21 protein-coding genes are annotated in these 23,865 nt (G+C 37.1%); 5 read left to right on the forward strand and 16 right to left on the reverse strand.

All coding sequences use genetic code 11. The features are described from left to right. Positions 1-133: 133 nt before the first annotated feature. The 4 genes from ACFX4I_RS16025 to ACFX4I_RS16040 all read right to left on the reverse strand — a co-directional run bounded on the left by ACFX4I_RS16025 (position 134) and on the right by ACFX4I_RS16040 (position 4,016). Positions 134-361 (reverse strand): hypothetical protein, encoded by a 228-nt coding sequence (locus ACFX4I_RS16025; protein WP_230304146.1) that lies wholly within the window; start codon positions 359-361, stop codon positions 134-136. An 882-nt stretch (positions 362-1,243) separates the two neighbouring features. After that, entirely contained in the window at positions 1,244-2,257 is a 1,014-nt protein-coding gene (locus ACFX4I_RS16030) for a bifunctional metallophosphatase/5'-nucleotidase (protein WP_377421708.1), read from the reverse strand. A 47-nt stretch (positions 2,258-2,304) separates the two neighbouring features. Next, positions 2,305-2,514: a twin-arginine translocase TatA/TatE family subunit gene (tatA, locus tag ACFX4I_RS16035; RefSeq protein WP_230304164.1), complete on the reverse strand. Its 210-nt coding sequence runs from the start codon at positions 2,512-2,514 to the stop codon at positions 2,305-2,307. A 56-nt stretch (positions 2,515-2,570) separates the two neighbouring features. Continuing rightward, entirely contained in the window at positions 2,571-4,016 is a 1,446-nt protein-coding gene (locus tag ACFX4I_RS16040; RefSeq protein WP_377421710.1) for an alkaline phosphatase PhoX, read from the reverse strand. 795 nt (positions 4,017-4,811) lie between these two features. Between ACFX4I_RS16040 and ACFX4I_RS16045 the strand changes: the two genes are divergently transcribed. From ACFX4I_RS16045 to ACFX4I_RS16055, 3 genes are all read left to right on the forward strand, one after another. Then, positions 4,812-5,828, forward strand: coding sequence for a multicopper oxidase domain-containing protein (locus ACFX4I_RS16045; RefSeq protein WP_283931723.1), 1,017 nt, complete (start codon positions 4,812-4,814; stop codon positions 5,826-5,828). Positions 5,829-5,843: 15 nt separating this feature from the next. After that, positions 5,844-7,013: a ZIP family metal transporter gene (locus tag ACFX4I_RS16050; protein ID WP_377421712.1), complete on the forward strand. Its 1,170-nt coding sequence runs from the start codon at positions 5,844-5,846 to the stop codon at positions 7,011-7,013. Positions 7,014-7,219: 206 nt separating this feature from the next. Further along, complete coding sequence (locus ACFX4I_RS16055; protein ID WP_230304160.1) at positions 7,220-7,444, forward strand: twin-arginine translocase TatA/TatE family subunit; 225 nt, start codon at positions 7,220-7,222, stop codon at positions 7,442-7,444. A gap of 269 nt (positions 7,445-7,713) precedes the next feature. Here the strand turns inward: ACFX4I_RS16055 and ACFX4I_RS16060 are convergent, their stop codons facing one another. The 3 genes from ACFX4I_RS16060 to ACFX4I_RS16070 form a co-directional block, all read right to left on the reverse strand. Beyond that, complete coding sequence (locus tag ACFX4I_RS16060; RefSeq protein WP_230304159.1) at positions 7,714-8,397, reverse strand: C40 family peptidase; 684 nt, start codon at positions 8,395-8,397, stop codon at positions 7,714-7,716. Between the two features lie 1,650 nt (positions 8,398-10,047). Then, positions 10,048-10,179, reverse strand: coding sequence for a DUF6254 family protein (locus ACFX4I_RS16065; protein WP_228467419.1), 132 nt, complete (start codon positions 10,177-10,179; stop codon positions 10,048-10,050). Between the two features lie 115 nt (positions 10,180-10,294). Next, positions 10,295-10,477 (reverse strand): hypothetical protein, encoded by a 183-nt coding sequence (locus tag ACFX4I_RS16070; RefSeq protein WP_076369439.1) that lies wholly within the window; start codon positions 10,475-10,477, stop codon positions 10,295-10,297. A gap of 719 nt (positions 10,478-11,196) precedes the next feature. Here ACFX4I_RS16070 and ACFX4I_RS16075 point away from each other — a divergent pair. Beyond that, entirely contained in the window at positions 11,197-12,387 is a 1,191-nt protein-coding gene (locus ACFX4I_RS16075) for an MFS transporter (RefSeq protein ID WP_377421715.1), read from the forward strand. A gap of 296 nt (positions 12,388-12,683) precedes the next feature. On the opposite strand, the gene ACFX4I_RS16080 is transcribed toward ACFX4I_RS16075, so the two are convergent. Both ACFX4I_RS16080 and ACFX4I_RS16085 read right to left on the reverse strand, forming a co-directional pair. Then, positions 12,684-13,136: a YoqH family protein gene (locus ACFX4I_RS16080; RefSeq protein WP_230303083.1), complete on the reverse strand. Its 453-nt coding sequence runs from the start codon at positions 13,134-13,136 to the stop codon at positions 12,684-12,686. 213 nt (positions 13,137-13,349) lie between these two features. Then, positions 13,350-13,736, reverse strand: a complete 387-nt coding sequence (locus ACFX4I_RS16085; protein WP_230303062.1) for a DUF192 domain-containing protein — start codon at positions 13,734-13,736, stop codon at positions 13,350-13,352. A 312-nt stretch (positions 13,737-14,048) separates the two neighbouring features. Here ACFX4I_RS16085 and ACFX4I_RS16090 point away from each other — a divergent pair, with 312 nt between their 5' ends. Further along, the gene (locus ACFX4I_RS16090) at positions 14,049-14,234 is read left to right on the forward strand and encodes a hypothetical protein (RefSeq protein WP_377421717.1); all 186 of its coding nucleotides are present in this window, start codon (positions 14,049-14,051) and stop codon (positions 14,232-14,234) included. Between the two features lie 622 nt (positions 14,235-14,856). Here ACFX4I_RS16090 and ACFX4I_RS16095 read toward each other — a convergent pair. From ACFX4I_RS16095 to ACFX4I_RS16125, 7 genes are all read right to left on the reverse strand, one after another. Continuing rightward, on the reverse strand, positions 14,857-16,587 hold the full coding sequence (locus tag ACFX4I_RS16095) for a phospho-sugar mutase (RefSeq protein WP_377421719.1): 1,731 nt from the start codon (positions 16,585-16,587) through the stop codon (positions 14,857-14,859). Positions 16,588-16,642: 55 nt separating this feature from the next. Next, complete coding sequence (locus tag ACFX4I_RS16100; protein ID WP_377421721.1) at positions 16,643-16,768, reverse strand: hypothetical protein; 126 nt, start codon at positions 16,766-16,768, stop codon at positions 16,643-16,645. A gap of 548 nt (positions 16,769-17,316) precedes the next feature. Beyond that, positions 17,317-18,747 (reverse strand): glycosyltransferase, encoded by a 1,431-nt coding sequence (locus ACFX4I_RS16105; protein WP_377421723.1) that lies wholly within the window; start codon positions 18,745-18,747, stop codon positions 17,317-17,319. Beyond that, a complete protein-coding gene (locus ACFX4I_RS16110) occupies positions 18,744-19,076 on the reverse strand; it encodes a hypothetical protein (protein WP_377421725.1) in 333 nt (110 codons plus the stop codon). Before ACFX4I_RS16110 ends, ACFX4I_RS16105 begins: the two co-directional genes overlap by 4 nt. A 396-nt stretch (positions 19,077-19,472) precedes the next feature. Then, a complete protein-coding gene (locus tag ACFX4I_RS16115; protein WP_377421727.1) occupies positions 19,473-20,477 on the reverse strand; it encodes an NAD-dependent epimerase in 1,005 nt (334 codons plus the stop codon). 422 nt (positions 20,478-20,899) lie between these two features. Continuing rightward, on the reverse strand, positions 20,900-22,081 hold the full coding sequence (locus ACFX4I_RS16120; protein WP_377421729.1) for a hypothetical protein: 1,182 nt from the start codon (positions 22,079-22,081) through the stop codon (positions 20,900-20,902). Then, positions 22,068-23,639 carry a glycosyltransferase gene (locus ACFX4I_RS16125; protein ID WP_377421731.1) on the reverse strand — a complete coding sequence of 524 codons (1,572 nt, stop codon included), beginning with the start codon at positions 23,637-23,639 and terminating at the stop codon, positions 22,068-22,070. Before ACFX4I_RS16125 ends, ACFX4I_RS16120 begins: the two co-directional genes overlap by 14 nt. Between the last annotated feature and the right edge of the window lie 226 nt (positions 23,640-23,865).

Here is a 23,865-nt window from a genome sequence, read left to right on the forward strand (position 1 = left end):
CTAACATTCCTCCTGAAAGCTTACCAAGCAAGTTTTCACATGAACTTTGTGATGGCCTTGCACAATTACTGTGGTCCAACCGCTATATACCTTCGCCTTCTATAATGTTTATTCTCTATTCCGTCACAAATTTTTATTCTTGGATTTTCCCATTAATGACAACACACTTCCCATTTGTAGGTTGCTTTATCATCCTTCCATCCTTGATGTATACAGTGTAAGTATTATTGACTTTAGCATCTAATCTTGCTAGGTCTCCCGTTCTTGCTATGATATTTTTGACAGCTTCCCTCTTTAAATTATCCATGACTTTCTTTTTCCATTGTTCCCGTTTGTTTTTTTGCTTATTTTCATCAACCATCAGGATCCCATCCTTTTTGTTTGATTTATGTCTTCTCCGATAATAGTGTATTATATTTTTATCATCTTGTTACCTTTATGCTTTTCCGTCTTTTTTTATTTTATAACGTAACAGATTAGTAAAGAGGATATAAATAAAATGGCTCGCGCTAGTGATAACAGGAAAAGAACACACATAAAAACAGGATGCAACTGAATGTTGCACCCTGTCTGAAAAAGGGGTTTGCTTCATTTCGAATCAGCATAAATTCTCTGCGATAAACACCTCATCTACATTAGAGTAAATACTGGTATGTGACTAGAGTTTATCATCCAAAGCAACCATCCCCTATATCTTAAAAGTTTTATCAACTTTCAAAGCATAATTGACAATTATTAAATGAGTTTTCTGCTTTTACGTGCAAGCGAACCATCTCCTTGCTCGAAACGATTTTTAATGAAGCTTCCAGTAGTTAAGTTAAACGTCTTTAACTGACACCTCATTTACTAAATGATATGAATCATACGTAAATCACTAGCCCCTTCTTCTTTATTTATTATGACCATCAGCGAGCAAAAGATAATTGGTTTTTTATGGATATCAACAATTATTTAAATCAAGTTATTCATGGTAGTTTAAGTACAAATCCCTCGCAACCTCAATGGCATAACAAATGATTAGTTCCGTAACCATCCTTTTTATAAAAAAACAGCGGATTTAATCTAAACGACACAGATAAAATCTACACTAAGTTCAACGTTCTCCGAGGATAGGGCGGAAATGCGCGCAAAAATAAAAAGGCCGGCAGTCGTTAGTTTTCACAGACTTTCTGCACACGCCCTTGCATTCTTACTGCATAAATTAATAAAGAAACGACAAAGCATTATGAAGACTTCATTTGGATTATTGCGCATTCAACTCTGAACGATATTCGTCTATAATCGCTTGAATCTCCGAATTGGCTGGGACATTTGTGACGTCGTAGAGGAAACCATCGGATTCGACTAACGTCATTTTGCCGTCAACAACTTCAAAAGTCAAATCCAGGCGGCCCAAATAATGTTCTTGTTCTCCGCCGGCTTGAGTAATTGGCACCATCACCTCTCCGTTGAATTCGTATTCGGGCGTTTGGATGACCTTGTGTGTATCTGCGCCGATTACCGCTGAAACTCCTGGAACCTGAGCCAACTTGTGGTCTTCAGTGTTTCCGGCATGCGAAAGGACAATATTAATGTCGGACTTTTCACTCACTTCAGGAAGCAACTCATTCAACGATTCAACCGGTTCGATGAAATCGAGGTCTGCAACATCATTCCAACCGCGAATTTCCGGCTTCATCGAAGTAAGGCCGATCATGCTGACTTTAACGCCATTGAAAGAGAAACTCTTCCAAGGTTTAACATTCTGAATGTACTTTCCTGTTTCCCTTTCAATGACATTACCAGTAAGGATGGGGAAATTCACGTTGCGGTGGTAATTCTTTAACTGTTCATAACGGCTGTCCTGTGTGCCCTCTCCTGCAGGGTAAACGCGGAAGTCGTTGTTTCCGAGAACCATTGCATCATAGTCCAAAGCTTTCAAAAGAGACGTCTCCAACTCTCCTTGACCCGCCTGAAACTCGCCGCGCAGGAAGACATCCCCGCCATCGACGAGAAGCAGATTCTCCTCTTCATTGCGCACATTTTCAATGATGGTGGCATACTTCGCAATAGAATTGTGATGAATGGTTCCATCATCCAGCGTGACGATGTCATCCAAATGACCATGAAAGTCATTCGTCTGGAGAATGGTGAGTTCAAACTTCTCTCCCTCCTTGAGCTTTTCCCCCGCATCTGCTGTAACGGGCTTTCCGACAAAAGCAGCAGCCATCGTCAGCGAAAAACAACCCTTCAATAAATTCATTCCCATTTTATTCATACTATTTCCTCCAAGCAATTACTCAATTAAATTGTAAAACAAGTTATTTAGTTTCCAGTCTTTTCGGTTTTCTCAAGAGCGACTAGTTTAGTTTTTTCTTCAGTGTCATTGTTGATCAAATCATTTGTTGCTTTTTTAAATTCATTTAAAGTTTTCCCGAAAGCACTTCCGATTTCAGGTAATTTAGAAGGACCAAAAATGATTAACGCAATGACTAGAATGAGAATTAGGCCAGGAATGCCGATACTAGATAACAATCTTCTCACCTCCTAAACCATGATGGTTTGTTCGTACTCAAAAATGCGATCATTACTTATAAAATTGGCATACCATGACGCTCTAAAGCTGCTGCTTCTAATATAGACATGCCTTGTTCATCTGCAAATGCAGTAAGTTTATCCGAAACAACAGGAGCAAGACTTGTTGGCGGTTGAGCCTGGTTCATAGCTCGTCTACGGGTAGAATTTCTGCGTGCAAATGGTCCCCAAATCGCAAAGGTAATACCTGGTGTTTGCATATTTACAAAGAAAGTATTTCCATCTGGAGAAAATGTAGGGCCAGCAAATTCAGAACCGTTCATCATATTTTCAGCGAAAGTATAAATATTTCCTTCAGGAGTTAATCCGACAATACGATCATTACCGCCACCATCTTCGGCGATCCATAAATCTCCCCAAGGTGTGATTGTAATGTTATCTGGTGCTTCTAAATCATTTTTATCCGTAGACTCATAGAATAGTTCTAAGGTGTTTGTCGCTGGCGTGTAGCGATAAACACGGCCAAGGCGTGCTGAACCTGCACTTGTATCATCAAACCATAAAGTACCTTCAGAAAAATAAGCCCCTTCTAAGCGACTAAATTGAATACAGCCTTTTTCCTTAGCGTCTTGCTGTGCGATTTCAGGATTTAATTTTTTCCAAACAATCCCGAATTTTTGTCTAGTACTAAATTGACTTGCAGCTGCAGCTGGTAATTCATCAATCGCTGCTGCTTCAAGTGTCCCGCCCTTTTGCAGAGAACCTAGTTTTTGACTTCGGTCATTTGGTGTAAAACGGTACAAAAAGCTTGGACTTGCGTCTTCCGTTAAATACCAAATCCCTGTTGAAGTGTCAACATGCCCAGCTTCATGGGAGAAATAACCCATATCACGGATCGGTGTTCTTGACATTTCGTTTTCAGGATCAAGCGGATTTACTTCAAATACAAAGCCATGTCCCATATCACGAGTTTCTTCCATTGTTAACCAGGTATCCCAAGTCGTAGCTCCACCCGCACAGTTCCGGATTGTACCTGAACTTGATACATACTGATCAATGACTTTATTATTTTGTCCAACGATTAATGTGGTTGTGCCGCCTGCAGCACCAGCGCTCCAAGGTTTTTTTCCGTTTACAGGGTAATCAGAATTTGTCCCATTTTCATGGTTTCTAACAAGAATGGTAGTACCCTTCTCCCCTTTATAGGCAGCCATTCCATCGTGAGCAGAAGGGACAAGGTCACCATTAGGCATGACATCACCAGTTCGTGAAAGCATTTTGTAATGAAATCCCCTTGGCAGATCAAGAACTCCATTTGGATCCTTTACTAGCGGGCCATATCCACCAAAACCGCTTGTTGGATTGCTAGATTCCACTGCAAATCCTTTTGTAGCTCCCGCAAGAGAAAATACCCCAGTTGAACCAAGTGTTAATGCTAATGTACTCATTCCACCAACTTTTAAGAAATTACGTCTGTTTAAACCGCTATTGCTAGATATCATTAACATTACCTCCAAAATTTTTTTGAGGGATGCTATATTCCTTATAGCAAACTCTACCATTAAAATTAACAGACCTTTTTAAATGTTCCGTTAACTCCATGTGATTTTATTACTTCGCATGATAAACAAGTCAAAAGTCACGGTTTATATGAAAAAAATGGAGGTTATTATCACATTTGTAACTTGCATAAGGTGGAAATTGATGGTATGAGTCTAAATTCGAGAAAAAACTAAGGATTTTGTCATAAAAGAATTGATGCAGATTATTAAAGCTTATTAATAGTTTGTAAATAATGCACTATAACAAACTTGTTAACCCGATTATATTACCCAAAACTAGTTAATTTTTGGAAAGGGGAATCGGTTAAAGACATGCTTAACATTAGAAATCTATTATTGACAGGGGAATTGAAAATCGAACTGGGAAACGAAGTGCGAGGCTATAGAAACTAAAAGCAGGGATTTTGACTGGAGAATACAGCAAGCCTTCGATTCAATTAGGGAATATATTCAAAGTTGGCTGTACGAAATCCATAGGTTTAAGAAGATTACACAGTTAAATGAAAGGACACTTATTGTAGAGTCTCCGATTCATAAGAGCACATATAGTTTTATTCAAAGATGCTTTAAAAAAACACCCCAGTCTTAATACGGTTGAATATCCCCCACCTGAGCAATAATTTAATACGAATATAGCCTAAAAAAAGAGTTGACACAAAACTTGTACCTAGCTTAAAGTATAGCTTATACAACAAAAAGTTTCCTTGAGGAAACTTTTTAGAAGGGGGTCAAGTAATGTCGGATGAGAAAAAGGTTTCCCGCAGAGATATTTTAAAGATGGGGACTGCTGGTGCGTTTGGAATAGCCGGATCTTATTACTTAAATAAAATGGCACAATTCCCAACTGTGGCTCAGGCAGCCAATGATTCGTCTCACAAGAATGGCAATCATTCCAATCATGCAAATATGAGTGATCAAACAAAAACCACAGGTTATAAAATGGCAGAACGGCTCCTTACAGAGTTTGATTATGGAAAAGTCACCAAGCTGCCAAACGGACAAATACTCCGGGAATATGAAGTCGTGGCAATTGATAAAGAAATCGAAATTGCCAAAGGAATTAAATTTCCAGGCTGGACGTATAACGGAACAATTCCAGGACCATCTTTTCGTTGTACCGAGGGGGACCTTTTGCGGTTTCACTTTATTAATAAGGGCAGCCATCCCCACTCTATTCATTTTCACGGAATCCATCCTCCAGAGATGGACGGTTTAACTTCCATTTTTCCTGGCCAAAAATTCACGTACGAATTTGAAGCGAAGCCATACGGATTACAAATTTACCATTGCCATGTACTCCCGCTAGCCCGCCATATCCATAAAGGCTTATACGGTAATTTTATTATTGATCCAAAGAAGCCAAGAGAGCCTGCATTAGAGTTAAACATGGTAATGAATGGATTTGATTTGGATTTAGACGGCGAAAACGAGTTTTATACAGTGAATGGCTATGCCTTCGCATTTATGAATCACCCTATTAAAATCAAAAAAGATCAACTTGTAAGGATTTATCTTAGTAATTTAACAGAATTCGACTTATTAAATTCGTTTCACTTGCATGCGAATTACTTTACTTATTATCCAACCGGTAGAAATGATAACCCCTCTCAGTTCACAGATACCATCATGCAATGTCAGGGAGAACGTGGAATTATTGAAGTTCGGTTTCCATACAAGGGAACATATATGTTTCATGCCCATGTAAGTGAATTTGCTGAGTTAGGCTGGATGGGATTCTTTGAGGTCGAGTAAAAAAGGAGGGATAATATGAAGGGCAAATGGCTAATTACTGTTTTAATACCGTTAGTATTACTTATAGGGGTGCTAGGATGGGTGCTAAAGAATGGAGCAGGTGTAGAAAAAGATCCTGCAGCACCGATAGAAGTCTTGAATATTGAACGCATCAAGGTAACTAAAATCGGTTTCGAATTATCTGTTAGTAATACTGGACCCAAACCATTAACGATTTCTCAAGTGATGGTTAATGATTCGGTGTGGAATTACAACGTCTCTCCTCAAGCAAAACTTGAACGATTTGATGAGGGAAAGGTGACCATCTCTTACCCATGGGTGGAAGGAGATCCACATACCATTAAGTTAATCACAGAGAATGGGATTATCACGGAAGGTGAAGTTGCAGCTGCCACACTCACTCCAGAAACCACCTGGAGTAACTTTCTTAATTACGGCTTAATCGGCTTTTACGTTGGTATTGTCCCGATTACATTGGGGTTGTTGTGGTATCCCTTTATGAAACGCTTCTCGCGAAAATCCATAAATGGGATTCTTGCCCTTACCGTTGGGCTCCTTTTATTCTTATTTGTTGGGACTCTGGCTGATGGATTTGAAATCGGTGCAGAAGCACCTTCAGTCTTTCAGGGAAATATGGTTGTCATAATTGCGGCTTCCTTAACCTTCTTATTATTGATCGGTTTTGATCAGTATCAACAAAGAAAACAAGAAAAGAAAGGATATCATCCTTTTGGTCTGGCTTTGTTGATGGCTACCGGAATAGGGCTTCATAACTTTGGAGAAGGTTTGGCAATTGGTTCTTCCTTTGCACTAGGTGAAGCTGCTTTAGGGACCTTTTTAATTATCGGGTTTACCCTGCACAACATTACGGAAGGGATTGGAATCGCTGCTCCTTTATTAAAGACCACACCTCGATTTAGAGACTTTCTATTACTGGGAGTTATCGCAGGTGCACCCGCCATTGTAGGTACATGGGTTGGCGGATTCATCTTCTCACCAATTTGGGGAGCTTTGTTCCTAGGTATTGGGGCAGGGGCAATTGTTCAAGTAATTTATGTAATAACAAAAATGCTCATTGAAGATCATAGAAAACATAATGAAGCATCTGTTTCATGGTTAAACCTTTCGGGATTCGCAATTGGACTATTAATCATGTACTTTACTGCATTTTTTGTGAAATTTTAAGATGCCTAAATCTTGTTTGTACGCATAAACAATTCGAACGTGGTAGAGCTTTGGGTTCAACATTGAAGAGGAAAGAAACGGTAATTAAAATAAATCTAGATTTAAAAAACTTGATAAGAAATTGGATTCAAACGATTTTATTTACTGGGGTTATTCTAAAAATGAGCTAACGGAATTACAAAATTTAATTACTTGGGGGAAGCATTATGTTTCAAAGTATAGGTATACCAGGTTTAATTTTAATACTTGTCATTGCCTTGATAATTTTTGGACCTAAAAAGCTGCCGGAAATCGGTAGAGCCTTTGGACGTACTTTAACTGAATTCAAGAGTGCTACCAAGGGATTAGTAAATGATGAAGATAAGGATGAAGGGGTAAATCCTGAGTTAACGACTGTTGAAAAGAAGCAGGATAAATCAACAGTTTCATAAGGAATGGATAGGCGAGGCAACTCGTCTTTTTATTTTTCATTTTAAAAGGATACATCCACCCATGAAAACAATGAAATAAATCTTATTGAACATTTGGAGAACTTGGCCCACGTTACTTAATGCATAGTATGGATTTGTGGGGTTTAATGCTAGCATCCTTATTTGATTGATAAAGATCACATAGGATTTCTCAGTATCGTAACCTATTGGTAGAACAATTAAAAAAAATAAAAGCCAGTCTCTAAAAAAAGAACTGGCAACTTTCTCTATTACATTCTTTTTGCTCCTAAATATCTTTTCTTCCAATAACTATTATCCATAGAGGAAATGCTTACACCATTTGATGAGGAGCTGTGTATGAATTGATTACCACCGATATAAATACCAGCATGTGAGGCACCAGGTTTATAGGTTTCATAAAAGACCAAATCTCCAACTTGTGGTTTGGACACCTTTGTACCCTTTTTATAAATATCAGATACCGTTCTTGGTAAAGTAACATCTGCACCTTTATCGAAAACGTATTTTAGGAATCCGCTGCAATCAAAACCTTTTGGTGTAGTTCCACCCCATACATACCGTACATTCAAATGTTTTTTTGCTTCTTTCACTATCGCAGAAGATTTATTGCTTGCTTTATTCACATTAGCTACGGTGGAAGTCTGCTTTTTTACACCCAATGCTTTATATGTATTCGGACCTACAATACCATCAGCTTTTAAGCCTTTATTTTTTTGGAACTTTACAACTGCACTTTTAGTAACCGTCCCAAAATATGTAGTTGTATTCTTACTCTTAAAATATTCTTTTTTCTTTAGAACCTCTTGTAATTGCTTTACTTCGGTATGGGTCATTCCACTTTTTAATGTACGATCGCCCAATGCAGCATTACTAACCAACGGATTTGATAGTAACAATCCAGACACGACAAAAGATGCTATAATTTTTTTCATATTCTCCCCCGATAAAATCTCTTTTTTTATAATTTTATCAGCTTTAAGTGACACACATATTTACCTAATTTTACATTATGATTACAAATTCATGCAAAAAGTGTGCAAAAAATACAAAATAACTAAAATATCCCTAAGATTCTTTTTCTTTCTTATTTTGAATTTGATTATAAATTATACTTTCAAAAGGCCGCTAGTCGAGTAGAAGGGAACCTCTCTACCTTACGGTTGATTGTGTTCCTGCCCCCCTCACAGAACCGTGCTTGCGCTATTCACGCACACGGCTCCTCCTAGTTACCATTCACAAAATGCAGCTAATCTCTCAGATTCAGATTTTGCTAATTCTGCTATCCATAGTAGTTTTGTTTCCATTTATCCCTACCTCCGAGTGTAGTAAATGTTTCCCTAGTATGGTCGATAACTGGTAGCTAGCCTTTCCTCCATCGGCATTACCCAACTTCATTGGTACTACGCTGCTATCCGAATCCCTACACAGCATTTGGTTTCCTTGCTTTTTATCGCTTGTACACCATACTCTTCTAACAAGAAAAGACCGGTAGGGTCTCCCGAGTTGCCGTATCATATCGATGTGTAACGTGCCAAGGTCTCTGACTACAGAGAGGTTTTATCCATCTTGCCCTTAATGAAGGATAAAAAGTAGCTTTCTGCTGTGCGCAAAGCATCAGCCCTCTCGGTTTACTAACATTATGGAGCTCAATCACTTCAACCATTTGGCTTTCGGCCCGCCACCTAACTGTCTACGCTTAAAGACTAAAGTTACCTTTAGCCCTCCAAGACTCGCTACGAGCGGATGGCTAGTTCTTACTCGACGGGAATCCCACCCGCTATATGATACGACCTAGGCTCGGCCGCTAACGCACTTGTTAGTTGCTTAAGACCTATTGAGAGTTGACACAAACTATGTAATAAAAAAGTAAAATCCTTATGGTCTGTACCCGTATCCAAACCCGGATAAAAAAGTAATAAATAAAAAGGAGAATTACTGGCAAAGGCCAGAAATAGAATCCACCCATTGTATCTACCCAGCCTGAATTTTTATCCCAATATACATCTGGTACAGGAAGGATATACTCATATTGTCTATCAATTTTGTTTTTAGTTTTTATAAAGATATAAGAAATTACAGAATAATAAGCTACCTATTGTAGCTTCAGACTGTAGACAAACTCGATTTCCATCGAGTTTGTCTACATTTTTTTGGGGTTTGTACAATTTGAACGTTGATTTCCTCTCCAGGCACTCGCTTTCCGCGGGCGGTCCGGGAGCCTCCTCGGTGCCTTTTCGCCTGCGGGGTCTCCCCTGGACGCTCTTTTCTAAGCAGGAGTCTCGCACACCCGCTCCAATCGACTTTGTTTACTTTTAGAAAGAACCCTTTTGTCTATAAACTGAAGCTACCTATTGTTGCTTTTATCCACCAAAATAAAAAACTAAAATCATTTTAACCAATTAATATATTAAATTAATTCCATAAAATGTTTAATAGTTCCCGCTACGAAGACACTACTTGTTGATGAAGGTTAAATTTTCAAACTAATTTTCAGGACAAAGAGAGGGTACCCCCCAAGGAAGTGACCTCACTATTATGTGGGGCTCTGACCCTTTGGGATAGCCTCTCATTCTTAAGCAGTTTTACTTAGTTTCAGATTCATTTTTGCCCATGCCTTCAGCTAATTGTTCAAATGATTTAACCTTACCATGTGGATTCTGCGATTGTTTACGATCTTTCCATTGGCGTTCTTCTTGTCGCTTAGATTGAGTCATCTAAATAAGCTCCTTTACATAAAGTTCAGTAATCCGTTAGAAGCATGAAAAGCCTCCACCTTTTGTACTCGGTGCAGTCATCACCTATCATGAGTTCGAGTCGGGCAAGTATTAATTAATGCATGCCTTTCCACTCACCTTGATTTTTAGATGCTTTTTCTTTTTTCGCTTTATTTTTATGTGCTTGATTTGCGTTTGCACTGCCAAATTCTTGAGAGAATTCTGAATCGGTTTTGCTTGAATTGAATCCTTGTTTGTTCTTTTGGTCTGCATCATTTTTCTTTGTTCGTTTTGCCATGGATAACCCTCCTTCTTATCTTTAGTATGAGATCAGAAAGAAGAAATATACCCCGAATTACATGAACCTTTCATGTAATTCGGGTAAAAAACAAAGTGAATAAAAAGTTCCGGTTCGGTTATTTTATAAGTTATATACCTACAATGTTTCCGTTTTACATAAGGTGTTTGAAATTAACTTAACACCAGAATTTCTTGACTTGGATTTTTCCATTAATGACAACACACTTCCCATTTATATGTTGCTTATCATCCTTCCATCCTTGATGATTAAAGTGTAAGTATTATTGACTTTAGCATCTAATCTTGCTAGGTCTCCCGTTTTTGCTATGATATTTTTGACAGCTTCCATCTTCAGATTATCCTTAACTTTCTTTTTCTATTGTTCCCGCTTGTTTCTTTGCTTATTTTCATTAACCATCGTGATCCAATTCTTTTTGTTTGATTTATGTTTTATCCCTGATATTAGAAAACTATATTATTATCATCATGTTACTCTTATGATTAACTTATGATTAATCCGTTTTGGATTATTTTTTGTTTTATAACAAAACAGGTTGCGGTAAAATTAGTGAATGATTCAGGTATAAGCTTTTTAGCTAGAAATAATAAACGATAACTAACCAGTGGTTTTCCTCATAAAATATTTTTATGATATGATAGTTAGATTGTTTATCTACCCTGTGACACATTTACATCCATCTAAGAAAAGAGGTATTTATGCACGACACAGAATTATCCAAGCGACATTGGCTACTCATCTTAACACTTACTTTATTAACATTTGTTCTCGGGACAAGCGAATTTGTTATCATCGGGATCTTAACCGATATTTCCTCGAGTCTCCATATTACAAATGCGAAAGCAGGTACACTCGTTTCTGCGTTTGCGATTACGTTTGCCATTGCGACACCACTCGTGATGTCGGCAACAAGCCATTTTCCAAAACGTAAATGGATGTTGTTTTTGATAGGTTCGTTCATCATCCTGAATGCTTTGTGCGTAATTTCGTCGAGCTACATCATGCTCCTTGCTCTTCGGATGATGACTGCGATCGTAACAGGAGTTTTAATTTCCCTTGCCATGATTGTTGCAAGCGAAACCATGCCAATCGCAAAACGTGGACTTGCTATATCATTCGTTTTCGGTGGTTTTACTCTTGCTAATGTGATTGGAGTACCAATAGGCACTGTCATCGCTGATTGGTACGACTGGAATGCAACCTTCCTGTTAACGACTTTTCTCGGTGGAATTGCGTTTTTGGCATCTTTCTTCATTTTGCCTACTATGCACAGTACATTTCGCAGTTCAATGCGTGAGCAATTTTCTTTGTTAACACACCCACGAATCTTAATGGCTTTTTTCATTCCATCTCTTGGATTTGGTGCAACATATGCCGTTTATACGTATCTTGTTCCGATCCTGAAAGGAATGGAAGCACCAAGTAGTTCAATCAGTTTGATCTTGTTTGGCTACGGATTTATTTCCATTTTCAGCAACATACTCGCTGGTAAAATTGCCAGCCACAATGCAATCGGACGCCTCCGGTTTGTTTTTCTCGTTCAAGCAATTGTTCTGATCAGTTTATATTGGACCACAGATAATTTAATCTTTGGATTGGTTAATATTAGTTTAATGTCATTAATGGCCATCCTTTTAACAACATCTACCCAGCTTTATTTGATAGATCTTGCCGGCATTTATCAACCAAAAGCTACAGGACTAGCTGCTTCACTGATGCCAGTAGCAAGCAATGTCGGTATCGCCTTTGGTTCCGCATTAGGCGGAGTTGTTTACCATCAGGGAAATTTGATGGGTGTTACATTGGTAGGTGGGTTGGTTGCTATCTTTGCAAGTCTTCTAACTTTCCTAAGTCATCGCTTAGACCAAAAACAAAAGAAACTAGCATAATAGAGATACTATGAGCGCCTTGGTATGCATCCTAAGGTACCTGCAATGGCAAAATAAACGAGTTACTTACTAACCATATACATCCATGCAGTGTCATAACTTCGCTTGTTATACGAGTTCTAAGTCCCAACCAGCCTTAAACATGTTTCTGGCGGACAATTTACTTCACGGGATTAAGTCCCGCGCACCCGTACGTCCTACCTTGACTACTGATAAAATAGATTCTATTAAAAAAAGGTCAACCAGTAATTTTACTGGTCGACCTTAGAATACGAAAGCACCCGTTAGTTCCATAACTACTTACAGTTTTTGATATTACTTCTTAATATAGTGGGTCCCAATTTTTCAGTTTTTGAATTAGAAAGACGCACCTGCACTTCTACATTTTCCATTTTCGCTGTAATTTCATCAAATCTTCCAGCCCAAGTTGGACTATCTTTTTCTGGAGAAGGATAAAGCCTGAAACGCCAACTAATTTCGTATGGTATAAAGGCAAAACCTTCATAGCTATCGTAATTCCCATAAGAAGATGGTTCTGGAAGGTGTACCCCAAGAATACTTACATTAGTTCGTGCAAAACTTGGTGGGCGCAACTGCACTTTATAAACCAATGCTGTTCCCTTAGAATTTGTAAGCTTTTTATCAATTGGTTCCAATACCATACTACAAGGCATAGTTGTTGCATTTATTCGTATAGGGGAAATGACAAAATTTAAGATTATAAATATGCCCAAAACAATTTGTTTCATACTAACACCTCTTACAATTATTTTGGTTATTTTACCCTCATTATGATCTAAATATAGATAGTCCTTATTCAAGTAACCTGCCTCTCTAGTTGCATACGAAGAGGAGCTGCTGAGCAGCTCCTGGTAATAAAGTAAAACACCTTTTTTTGTTACATTAATATAAATATCCATTTAAAACTCACCTCAAAGAACTAAAGGTGAGGTGATATGAATTCAACGAAGCTTTACATAATCCCCTACTTTAATTTGATTCTTTTCAAACCATCCAAGATTCACTTCAATTGCATAATGATATGATATTTCTGGATCATAGGTAGGGCATATATCCTCTTTACAAGGCTCCATATCAAGTATTTTTAGAATTTCCCCAGCTGAGTCAAGAAAAGCAATAGATAAAGGAATTAATGTGTTTTTCATCCAAAAGCCACCATATATTTCTTCTGAAAACACAAATAACATCCCTTCATTTTCTGGTAATTTCCCAACAAACATTAAGCCCTTTTCTCTTTTTCTTTGAGTATCTGCAACTTGAACGGTTAATCCAGTTTCCTTGTTTCCACTAAGTATTTTTATCATTTTTCTTTTTATTACATTTTTCATGTTCACTCACCTTCGAGTATTAGTATAAGCAGGAAAGAAATTTAAGGTCTTTTTAAAAAAAGTTCATGAGATTGAATTTTTTTTTTCGAAAAAACGTCTATTGCCTAATAATAAAAAGGAAGAAAGTTGAGATAATACGAATACAAGCTGAAAAAAATAACCAACAAATCACCGTTTCAATTCTAATACTTATTCTATGATTTTAAATTTAATACGCTGTTTTCAATAATCACAGCAACAATATGAAAGCACAGGCGTGGTTTTGGAAACCTTTCATGAACTTAATTAAAGCTTGTAAAATGGAATTTTTAGTTGTTAACACACAACATAGGAATGCTGTCCCTGATCGAAATCAGCGAGAAAATGCGTAAGCCTGTTCCATTGGCAGAAGAATTATTGAAGAATGAGCTAGACAGCATAATCAAATTAAAAAGGTGCTTGACAAATATCAAATTAGGCTTTGAAGAAGGTCAATACGGCAATGAGCATCACCAATAGTTAAGAAACTTTAGTAATTTCGGCAAGTCCCAGGAAGGAATCAGTTCGGGGTATGCACGCTATATAAAATATATCTTTATAACATTGCTATGCCTTAGTTAAATGGGTAGGTTCTTTTGTTTGAATGGCGATTTTATGTATTATGTTAAATGTTCTAGTTTTACTTTTTAAGACATCATCTTTAAAGGTTCTTTTCATATTTGACTTTTCTCATCAGGGATAGCCTCACCATGAGCGCCAATGATCCTTTTTAAAAACCCTCCCCATTTAGCACCTTTCATAAGGCCCATCCTAGGGCCTGTACAACTGTACTTCGTAACGTCATACGGTATCAGCAAGGCTACTATATAGGGGGGGATTTGGAGAATTGGATTGGAATAGTATATTATATGCTCAATCTTCCAAGTAGTGTCGAATAGTAATAAATATCCCCATCAGCCCCTTATAACCTACCACACACACCCTCATACCCAACCCATGCTGGGATACAACACCGAAAGGCTGTGTGCTAGATTTAGAAAACAGTATTAATCTAATGATAGACAAAAAAGGGTCCGCATTTCTCTACATAATGAATGCTGACCCTAGTTTTTTAAGAAGATCCTCTGAATGAGAGTCCTTCTTAAAGCATTTTATTGATACTTCTCATAAAGTCTTTCATAACGGTGGATAATTTCCCTTTCGCTTCCTTCATCGAACTTCCTTTAACACCGAAATAAAATTTAATTTTAGGTTCTGTTCCGGAAGGTCGTAAACATACCCATGTGCCATCTTCAAGAAAGTATTTCAATACGTTCGATTTGGGGAGCTTGATTGCCTCTTCCCTATTTGACGCAAACATGTATTTTTTCCTGCTGAGATAATCCTCTTGAACCACTACTTGAAGACCAGAGATTTGATCTGGTGGATTTTCACGGAATTCATTGAGAATCGCTTCAATTTGTCTGGCACCTTCAATTCCTTTCAAAGTCAACGATCGCAAATCTTCCAAGTAATATCCATATTTATCAAAAACATCCAGTAAACCTTCGTACATCGTTTTGCCTTGCTTTTTGTAATAGGCACAAACTTCCACTGCCAGAATAGTAGCCTGTATGGCATCCTTATCTCGAGCAAAATCTTTGATTAGATATCCATAGCTTTCTTCATAGCCAAACAGGAAAGAGTGTTCTCCACTTGTGTGGTATTCATTGATTTTTTCAGCAATGAATTTAAATCCAGTTAAAACATCTACGGCTTTTAAACCATTTTGCTCAGAAATCGCCCTTCCTATTTCTGAAGTCACGATGGTCTTTAATACGACTCCATTTTCAGGAAGAGTCCCTTTCTTTTGTTTTTGTGAAATTAAATAATCCAAAAAGAGAGCGCCTGTTTGGTTTCCTGTTAATACGACATAATCTCCAACATTATTTTTCACGCTAATTCCGAGCCTATCCGCATCCGGATCGGTGGCAATCAATAAATCAGCGTCGACGCGGTTTCCAAGCGCAATGGCCAATTCAAAAGCAGCATGTTCCTCTGGATTAGGCACTTTAACAGTAGGAAAGGTAGCATCGGGCATTTCCTGTTCTTTAACAATGTGAACATTTCGATATCCTAGATCATGCAAAGCACGTTTTACTGAATTATTGGCTGTACCATGAAGCGGTGTAAACACGAGCTTTACATCGATTTCATCTGCTAACTTTGGATTTTCCGGAATAGTAAGCAAATGCTCATTATAAGCAGTATCCAGCTCCTCCCCGATGATTTGAATGAGTCCTCTGTCCTTTAGGATTTCTTCTTCCTCAACTACAATGGAAAGCTCACTTTCAATTGCGTTCACGTAATTAATGACTTGATCCGCCGCATCAGGAGGTAACTGTGCCCCGTCTGATCCGTACACTTTATACCCATTATATTCAGGCGGGTTATGGCTTGCTGTAATGACGATACCGGCAAATGCACCCAGCTTACGTACGGAAAAAGAGAGCAGTGGGGTAGGCCGTAATTCACCAAATAAATAAGCTTTAATTCCCTTTGTAGCCAAAGTCCTGGCTGCTTCCAATGCAAATTCGGGAGACTTATGTCTTGAATCGTGAGCAATTACAACTCCTCTGGATTTTGCCTCGTTTCCAAACGATTGAATATACTCAGCAAGTCCTACAGTCGCTTTTCGCACGGTATAAATGTTCATCCTATTAGTACCTGGACCAATTTCCCCTCGCATACCACCCGTTCCGAATTCCAAACTTTTATAAAAGGCGTCTTCAAGTACTATTTCATCATCCTTCATTTCTTCAAGCAATAAACGCATTTCATGATTTAAATCAGGGTAACTCGTCCAAAAATTATACAAATCCTTCCAATTCATTATAATACAGCTCCTTCCAATTTTGCTTTTTTTTGCATTTCTTTACTCTTTGATCTTAGTACACATTGTAGGCGATCAACTGAGAATGAAATCTAAAAGCTATCGTTACTAAAGCATCCATTACGATATCATTTTTAACTTCCTTAAGTACTTCTTTTGCAACGAGTTGTAGATTCGCCAAATGTCCTTCCTCCAAAGTTGTTAGTTACGATTTATTCATATTCCCAACCAATACTTTGGATAGAGCGTCATTTATTCTTCATTACTGCTTTTTTAAGAAGAGCGAAAATACGGTTGGTTTCGAAAAAATTCAGTTGCGAATTCTTGAATAATTACAAATTTCTTTTATGATATCGGAACCATAGCTTTAGGCAGCTGATTGATTGGAAAGAACTGTACAGCACTTCCTTCTATACCATCAGGTTTTAAGGTTCCCTCGTAATTTCATTTGTTTTATAAAAAGCGTTAACAGAATAGAATTGATCAATAAAATAGTTTAAGCCTGATAAAACTTTTAGAAAGTGTAATCCCCCAATCGTTAAAGCTGTTTCTTCTATTACTTCTGGGAATGCTGTTAATGATTCTCCTTACTCCATAAGTCCCCCTGGTAATCCCGATACTTTTGTATCTGTTCGAAATTGTAATGAAATCTGCTCAAGTGGATTAAATATTAATACTTTTGCCCCTATTAAAATGACTTGCATTTTCCCGAAGTTTTCCTTACTTGATTTATTTTTTCTTTTTCTTTTTTTCCTTTTCCTTTTCCGTTTTCGATTTCGTTTCCGATTTCGATTTAGATTTCGATTTAGATTTCGATTTCGTTTCCGCTTTCGTTTCTGCTTCCTTTTCCTTATCCGTTTTCGATTTCGATTTCGATTTCGTTTCCGATTTCGATTTCGTTTCCGATTTCGTTTCTGCTTCCTTTTCCGTTTCCCTTTCCGTTTCTGCTTCCTTTTCCGATTTCGATTTCGATTTCGTTTCCGCTTTCGATTTCGATTTCATTTCTGCTTCCTTTTCCGTTTCTGCTTCCTTTTCCGTTTCCCTTTCTGTTTCTGCTTCCTTTTCCGTTTCCGTTTCGGCTTCCATTTTCGTTATATTAACGAGAGAATATAATCTTTGTTGCTCCATAATTTGTTTATTGATATCAAATTTTTCTTCAATGACTTTCCGTGCTCTTTCCGTATAGGCGTTCCAAATCTCTGGATGTTCTAAAAAGAATTGTATGCCTTTCGCTAACTCAATATCATTTTTTTCTGGAGCTAGGTATCCTGTTTTATGGTGTTCAATTAATTCAGGGATTCCCGCATGTTGAGTGGAAACGACAGGTAAACCGCTAGCCATTGCTTCTTTTAAGGCATTAGGAATGCCTTCGATATCACCACTTTTAGCAGTCTGACTTGCAAGGCAAAAGATATGAGCTTTTTTCAATTCGTTCGAAACTTGTTTTGAATCCATAGCTCCTTTAAGAATCACAGCATCTTTAAGGTTAAATTCTGTAATGGCCGATTTAATTTTATTCTCATCTTCACCTGCTCCAATAATATGCAGTCTAGCATTTGGATATTGTGTATAAATCCGTTTAAATGCTTTTATAAGAGTAATAAATCCTTTTTTGTCTACAAGTCTACCTACAGATAAAACTCTTATTTCGCCTTCTTTAGGTAGTGTGGGTGTAGAATAGGCAAAAAGATCTAATTCGATACCACCATATAACACATGAATTTTATCGTCCGGAATTCCTAAACTTCTTAATCCTTGTGCAAGATATTGGCAAACAGGAAAAAAGTGTGCACCATGTTTAATTAATGATGAATATCGCTGAGCATTTTTTTCAAAAATTTCTGGTCTGTCAGAACCATCGCGCCCTCTAATGCTAACAATCAATGGGATATTATATTTTTCACATACAGGCAAAATGTCTTGTCCATGTTTTCCATGATGAGCGTGAATGGCTATGATTTCTTGTTCTTTGAAGAAATTTTCTAGATCTTTTATCTTGTTTAAATTATAGTAGTTTTCGAAGGGGAATTCTGTATGGTTGGTATTGTCGAATGGGCCGATTACGATTGAGCGATAGCTACTTATTTTTACGATTTGATTATATATAAAGCGTTGGTGTGTTTTAATGTTTTCACTTACAAAATAAGCAATGGTTTTCATCCTGCCTCAGTCCCTTTAACAAGAAATTCATATTTGCTCTTCTCGCGTACGGCTAAAACAAATAGCTGTTGATAATTGCCTAATTTTTTTATTTTTCCTTGTTCTCCAATTTGTTTCACTTGCTTGTGAAATTCATGAGGGAACATGGAATCAGCTTTATAATTATCTTTGTATGGTAGGTCTTCAGAACAAACTTTAAAGTAGTATTCAAACAGAGGATTTAATTTTAATAGAGGATCTTTTGTAGAATTACCTGTAAGGGATTTTATGAGAAAATCGATATACTCCTTAAGAACTTTCAATGGTGTTTTCATATTTTCAGGGTTCAAATTACTTTCTCCTTTTATTAACTTACAAATTTTTAATTAATCTTTTTGCATGCATGTAATTTACCCTTCACTTTTTATTTGATTTTGGATTTTTTACACATTTTTTTTATTTATATTGAACTGTACTGCCATGCACACTTCAAATCTCACATATACATTTTCTGATTTTCAACATTTCATTATTGACATTCGTTTTTTGGCCTTTCATACCAACTCAAGGATTTTTTTAAAAAAAAATAAGAAAAAATAAATGGTGTCAATGACAGCTATATTTGAAAGTGGATCGTTTGATGGTTTTCAATGTTATTGAAACTTGACCTATGCCAAATTATTTCTTCTCAAGGCCTGACGCCCACTAAAATCCCACTCAGGAAAAATTCACTGCTTCTTTTTCCCTTATTTATTGTACTTTTTGTACCAATTTACAAAATGAGTTAAACCTTCTTCTATTGTTGTTGAAGGATAGAACCCCACATCAGCATGCAAATCGGCAATATCTGCATATGTCTCCTTAACATCTCCCGGTTGCATCGGTAGGAATTCTATTTTTGCCTGTTTTCCAATTAGTTTCTCTAAGGTGATAATGAAATCCATTAATTTTATGGGCTTATTGTTACCGATATTATAAATTTTGTATGGGGCATAGCTTGAACTTGGATCAGGGTTAGCTCGATCCCATCCAGTATTATAAACCGGTGGTTTATCAAGTAATCGGATTATTCCTTCAACAATATCATCAATATAAGTAAAGTCTCTTCTCATATCTCCATTATTAAAAACCTTTATTGTTTTCTCTTCAATAATATTTTTAGTAAAAGAGTAATAAGCCATATCAGGTCTCCCCCATGGACCATACACCGTAAAAAAACGGAGTCCTGTAGTTGGAATATTATATAAATGACTATAAGTATGAGCCATTAATTCATTAGACTTTTTAGTGGCAGCATATAAACTTACTGGATGATCTACTGGGTCTTTGGTTGAGAAGGGGATATTTGTATTTGCTCCATATACAGAACTGGAAGATGCATAAATTAAGTGCTTTACATTATTTTGTCGACAGACCTCTAAGATATTTACAAATCCAACCAGGTTGGAATTAACATAAGAATCCGGGTTGTCTATGCTATAACGTACTCCAGCCTGAGCGGCTAAGTTGATGACTATATCAATGGTTCTGTCTTTAAATAATTGATTTAATTTTTCTTTATTAGTCAAATCCAATTTATGGAATTCGAAATCAGGGTTTTCTTTTAATATCTTGAGTCGATTGTTTTTTAAAATAACATCATAATAATCATTAATATTGTCTACTCCTATAACATTGATATCTAGGGTTAACAAACGTTTTGTTAAATGGAAACCAATGAATCCTGCAGCCCCTGTTACTAAAATGTTCATAACATTAATTCCAATCCTTTCTATTACAATAGGATTTTGACACCTTTCCGGAACACTGAGAAAGCATTATTTATATATTTAAACTTTTGACCCTTTACAGCAACAGAACAAAGTTCATTATGACGGATATAAAGAGGAAGGAAACTCAACATCTTCATTGTGGAGAGACTTACGTTTTATTCGTAATTCACGAATGACATGATATCCTTTTTCGCTTTAAGTCTTATGAGTTTTTCACTCTTATACCCGCTGTGGACAAGCATTTACGATTGAAGTTTAAGCTAAAACGATCTTGGAAACCGTTGAAAGCAAAATCACCATAGGTTTTGATATGCTCCTTTTTTGTGATAACTAAAACCTCAACAAAATAGGCGTAATACCTTTTTACCTTTTTTCGTTAGGTTCCAGTTACATAACTATGACTATACAAGCGTATTATCATTTTCAGTTAATGGGATTGGCGTTTTTGTCCATTCAGCATACGTACCAGGATCTATCGCCTTCACTTGTTCCAAAAAAGAATCTAAAAAATTTCTTTCACGCAGGTCTTTAAATAACTCGAGAGGCCTTTTTTGTTCACGTGAAAACGAGTACACATGGTCGACTAATTTAAAACCATTCTTGGTTATGATAATATGCCGTAATGGGGCATCAATTTGTTTGAAACCTGATTTTTCCATTGTTTTTAATATATAGAGTAATCGTCTTGTTATGTCCTCAGAAAGTACAGATTGTTTTTTAAGAAACGTATTTAAATCTGGTCCTAATAGATATTCCATTAAAATATAATTTGGTCCTGTTTCAAAGACTTTCGGGATAAAAGGCAAGTCTTGACTTGATAAAAGAACCATTTTTTCCTGATTTGCATGTTCAGTTTTCCCGTAAAGTTTAACGCATGTGTCTTCAGACACTCGATAAACAGCACCTTGATGCCCTTTTCCAATGAGTGTTTGTGTTATAGCGCTATCCACTTTTACTCCATTACCTGACCCTCCTGAGAGGACGGGAATGTTTCTAAAGTCCAAACTATTTTGATTGAAATAATCATCCCACTCATTGTAGGTGTCCGGTTCAAGCTTTTTCACTTGGGCTAAGAACGATTCCTTTAAAAGGATTATTTTTAAATCTCTTAATAATTTTAATGGTACAGGGTGCATCCTTTTAAAGGAATTTACATGGTCAATCACCTTAAGCTCCTCGTTACCAACGACAAAAATATGACGTAGGGGGGCATCTATCATGGTGAATTTTGCTTGTTTTAATTCTTTTAATATATAGAGAAGTTTCTTTACTATAGAATCAGGGATATACGTACAATTTCTCAGATATTCTTTTAAGGTTGGCGCATTAAAATATTCCATGACTATATAGTTTGGTCCTGTTTCATACACTAATGGCATAAAGGGTAGATGTTTTCCAGCTTTAAGAGCTTCTCCCTCCATTTCCGCTTGTACTGGATCTGAATAGATTTTTACACATTTATCTTCTGAAAGTTTAAATACTGCACCTTGAGCCCCCATTCCTATCAGAGAATAGGTAGTGGGATTGTCAATTTCCAAAGAATTTTCACCTTTGGTTACAGTAATGGTTTTAAAATCCTCCATGATTTCCTCCTAACTGCTCATCTATGGGCTTATATTGAAACTGTGGAATTTTATTAAGGGCTTTTTTGACTTTTTCGGCTTTTTGAGCCTTTTTTTCTTTTTTACGAGATGCTATTTTTTCATCTTTAGCCTTCTGTTGAATTTTAGCTTTTTTGTCATTTTTATTAGATGCTACAAGTTCATCTTTGACTTTATCTTTAGTCTGCTGTTGAAGCTGCTGTAGCTGCTGGAGCTGTTGTAATTGTTGTAACTGTTGTAGCTGCTGGAGCTGCTGGAGCTGCTGGAGCTGTTGGAGCTGTGGAAGCTCTTGAAGCTCAGGAAGCTGTTGGAGCTGTTGGAGCTGTTGCATATAAATAAGGGCTTTTCTGGCTAAATCGACTTTTTTTCTAGGCGCAATTGTTTCGCCATCAAACTTGCCTTGCTGTTGAGGCTGTGGAGTCTCCTTAAGGGTTTTTTTATCTATTTGGCGAGGTGTTACTGAATATTGTTTACCTACTTTATAAGGGGCTACAAGTTCATCATAAAATTCAGCTTGTTGTTGAAGCTGATGGACGAGGTTAAAGTTTTGTTCAACTTTTTGACGAGCAGCTACTGTATATGTTTCCCATAACTCTCTGTTAGTTAGCATGAATTCAAGAGCATCTGCCAGTTCATCTACATTGTTTTCTTGTACTAAAACCCCCTCTTTGTTATGGGTTATTAATTCAGGGATCCCGGCATGATTGGTCGAAATCACTGGTACCCCAATCGCCATAGCTTCTTTTAATGTATTAGGAATACCTTCTACATCTCCATTGGCAGCTTCTAAGCTCGCGGCGCAAAATATATCTGCATTGGTCATTTGTTCTCGTACTCGATCTTTAGGGAGATGATTCAATAAACGAAAAGAGTCACCTAAATTAAGTTCATTTGCCAATGAAATGAGGGATTCTTCAAGCTCCCCCCTTCCGATAATCGTCAGGGTTGCATTTGGAAATTCACCTCTGATTTTTTGAAAAGCTTGCATTAAGATGTGATGTCCTTTTTTTTCCACCAACCTACCGATGGATAAAATGTTTTGAGAGCCCCCTTTATGTGGAGTCCGGTAATTGAATTCGTTAAGGTCTACGCCCCCATAGAGCACTCTGATTTTTTCTGAAGGACAACCCCAAGCAATTAGCCTATCTGCTAAATACTGACAAACTGGAAAAAAACGCTCACCTCGATCAAATAGCTTTTTCATGTTATCTAGATAGCCAATGGGCTGATTAGCTAGGGTTGCATCCCTGCCTCTTATACTTGTTACCAACGGAAGGTTTGTTTCCTCTTTAAAAGGAAGTAATAACATCCCTAATTGACCATGGTGAGCATGTAAGAGGGAGATATTATTTCTATTCACATATTCTTTCGGTGAGAAAATTTCATTGAGATAATGAACTTTCTCATTCAAAAGGGAAAGATCTATCATATACTTTGGTTGCCGTACCATATGGATATAATCATAATCAGGAACTTCTCGAATCTGTGAGATATATTGGGTCGGGTCGACTCTTAAATTCAAATGCATAACTGTGTGCATATAAATGATCTCCTTTCATGCATAGAAAGCAAATTTCCTGGACCTTTTCAAGTATATTATGCAGGACTCTTTAGGTACGCATGGACTAATAACATACAGTAAAGCTAAATGGATGGCAGAGAGTATGTTTTTGCCTAATACAAAAGGTGGATTGAAGTAAATGCCATGAGACAAGATTATTTGCAAACAATGGATCGATGAAGATATTTCTTCCATTTAAAGAAAT

The organism is Peribacillus sp. YIM B13472, assembly GCF_042788005.1.
Classification (GTDB): Bacteria; Bacillota; Bacilli; order Bacillales; family DSM-1321; genus Peribacillus; species Peribacillus simplex_E.

Coding starts and splice junctions, on each gene's coding strand:
- ACFX4I_RS16045 (WP_283931723.1), top strand. CDS start 4,812: ATGTCGGATGAGAAAAAGGTTTCCCGCAGAGATATTTTAAAGATGGGG.
- ACFX4I_RS16070 (WP_076369439.1), bottom strand. CDS start 10,477: ATGGCAAAACGAACAAAGAAAAATGATGCAGACCAAAAGAACAAACAA.
- ACFX4I_RS16050 (WP_377421712.1), top strand. CDS start 5,844: ATGAAGGGCAAATGGCTAATTACTGTTTTAATACCGTTAGTATTACTT.
- ACFX4I_RS16075 (WP_377421715.1), top strand. CDS start 11,197: ATGCACGACACAGAATTATCCAAGCGACATTGGCTACTCATCTTAACA.
- ACFX4I_RS16125 (WP_377421731.1), bottom strand. CDS start 23,639: ATGCACACAGTTATGCATTTGAATTTAAGAGTCGACCCGACCCAATAT.
- ACFX4I_RS16060 (WP_230304159.1), bottom strand. CDS start 8,397: ATGAAAAAAATTATAGCATCTTTTGTCGTGTCTGGATTGTTACTATCA.
- ACFX4I_RS16055 (WP_230304160.1), top strand. CDS start 7,220: ATGTTTCAAAGTATAGGTATACCAGGTTTAATTTTAATACTTGTCATT.
- ACFX4I_RS16115 (WP_377421727.1), bottom strand. CDS start 20,477: ATGAACATTTTAGTAACAGGGGCTGCAGGATTCATTGGTTTCCATTTA.
- ACFX4I_RS16120 (WP_377421729.1), bottom strand. CDS start 22,081: ATGGAGGATTTTAAAACCATTACTGTAACCAAAGGTGAAAATTCTTTG.
- ACFX4I_RS16065 (WP_228467419.1), bottom strand. CDS start 10,179: ATGACTCAATCTAAGCGACAAGAAGAACGCCAATGGAAAGATCGTAAA.
- ACFX4I_RS16080 (WP_230303083.1), bottom strand. CDS start 13,136: ATGAAACAAATTGTTTTGGGCATATTTATAATCTTAAATTTTGTCATT.
- ACFX4I_RS16105 (WP_377421723.1), bottom strand. CDS start 18,747: ATGAAAACCATTGCTTATTTTGTAAGTGAAAACATTAAAACACACCAA.
- ACFX4I_RS16025 (WP_230304146.1), bottom strand. CDS start 361: ATGGTTGATGAAAATAAGCAAAAAAACAAACGGGAACAATGGAAAAAG.
- ACFX4I_RS16095 (WP_377421719.1), bottom strand. CDS start 16,587: ATGAATTGGAAGGATTTGTATAATTTTTGGACGAGTTACCCTGATTTA.
- ACFX4I_RS16030 (WP_377421708.1), bottom strand. CDS start 2,257: ATGAATAAAATGGGAATGAATTTATTGAAGGGTTGTTTTTCGCTGACG.
- ACFX4I_RS16040 (WP_377421710.1), bottom strand. CDS start 4,016: ATGATATCTAGCAATAGCGGTTTAAACAGACGTAATTTCTTAAAAGTT.
- ACFX4I_RS16085 (WP_230303062.1), bottom strand. CDS start 13,736: ATGAAAAATGTAATAAAAAGAAAAATGATAAAAATACTTAGTGGAAAC.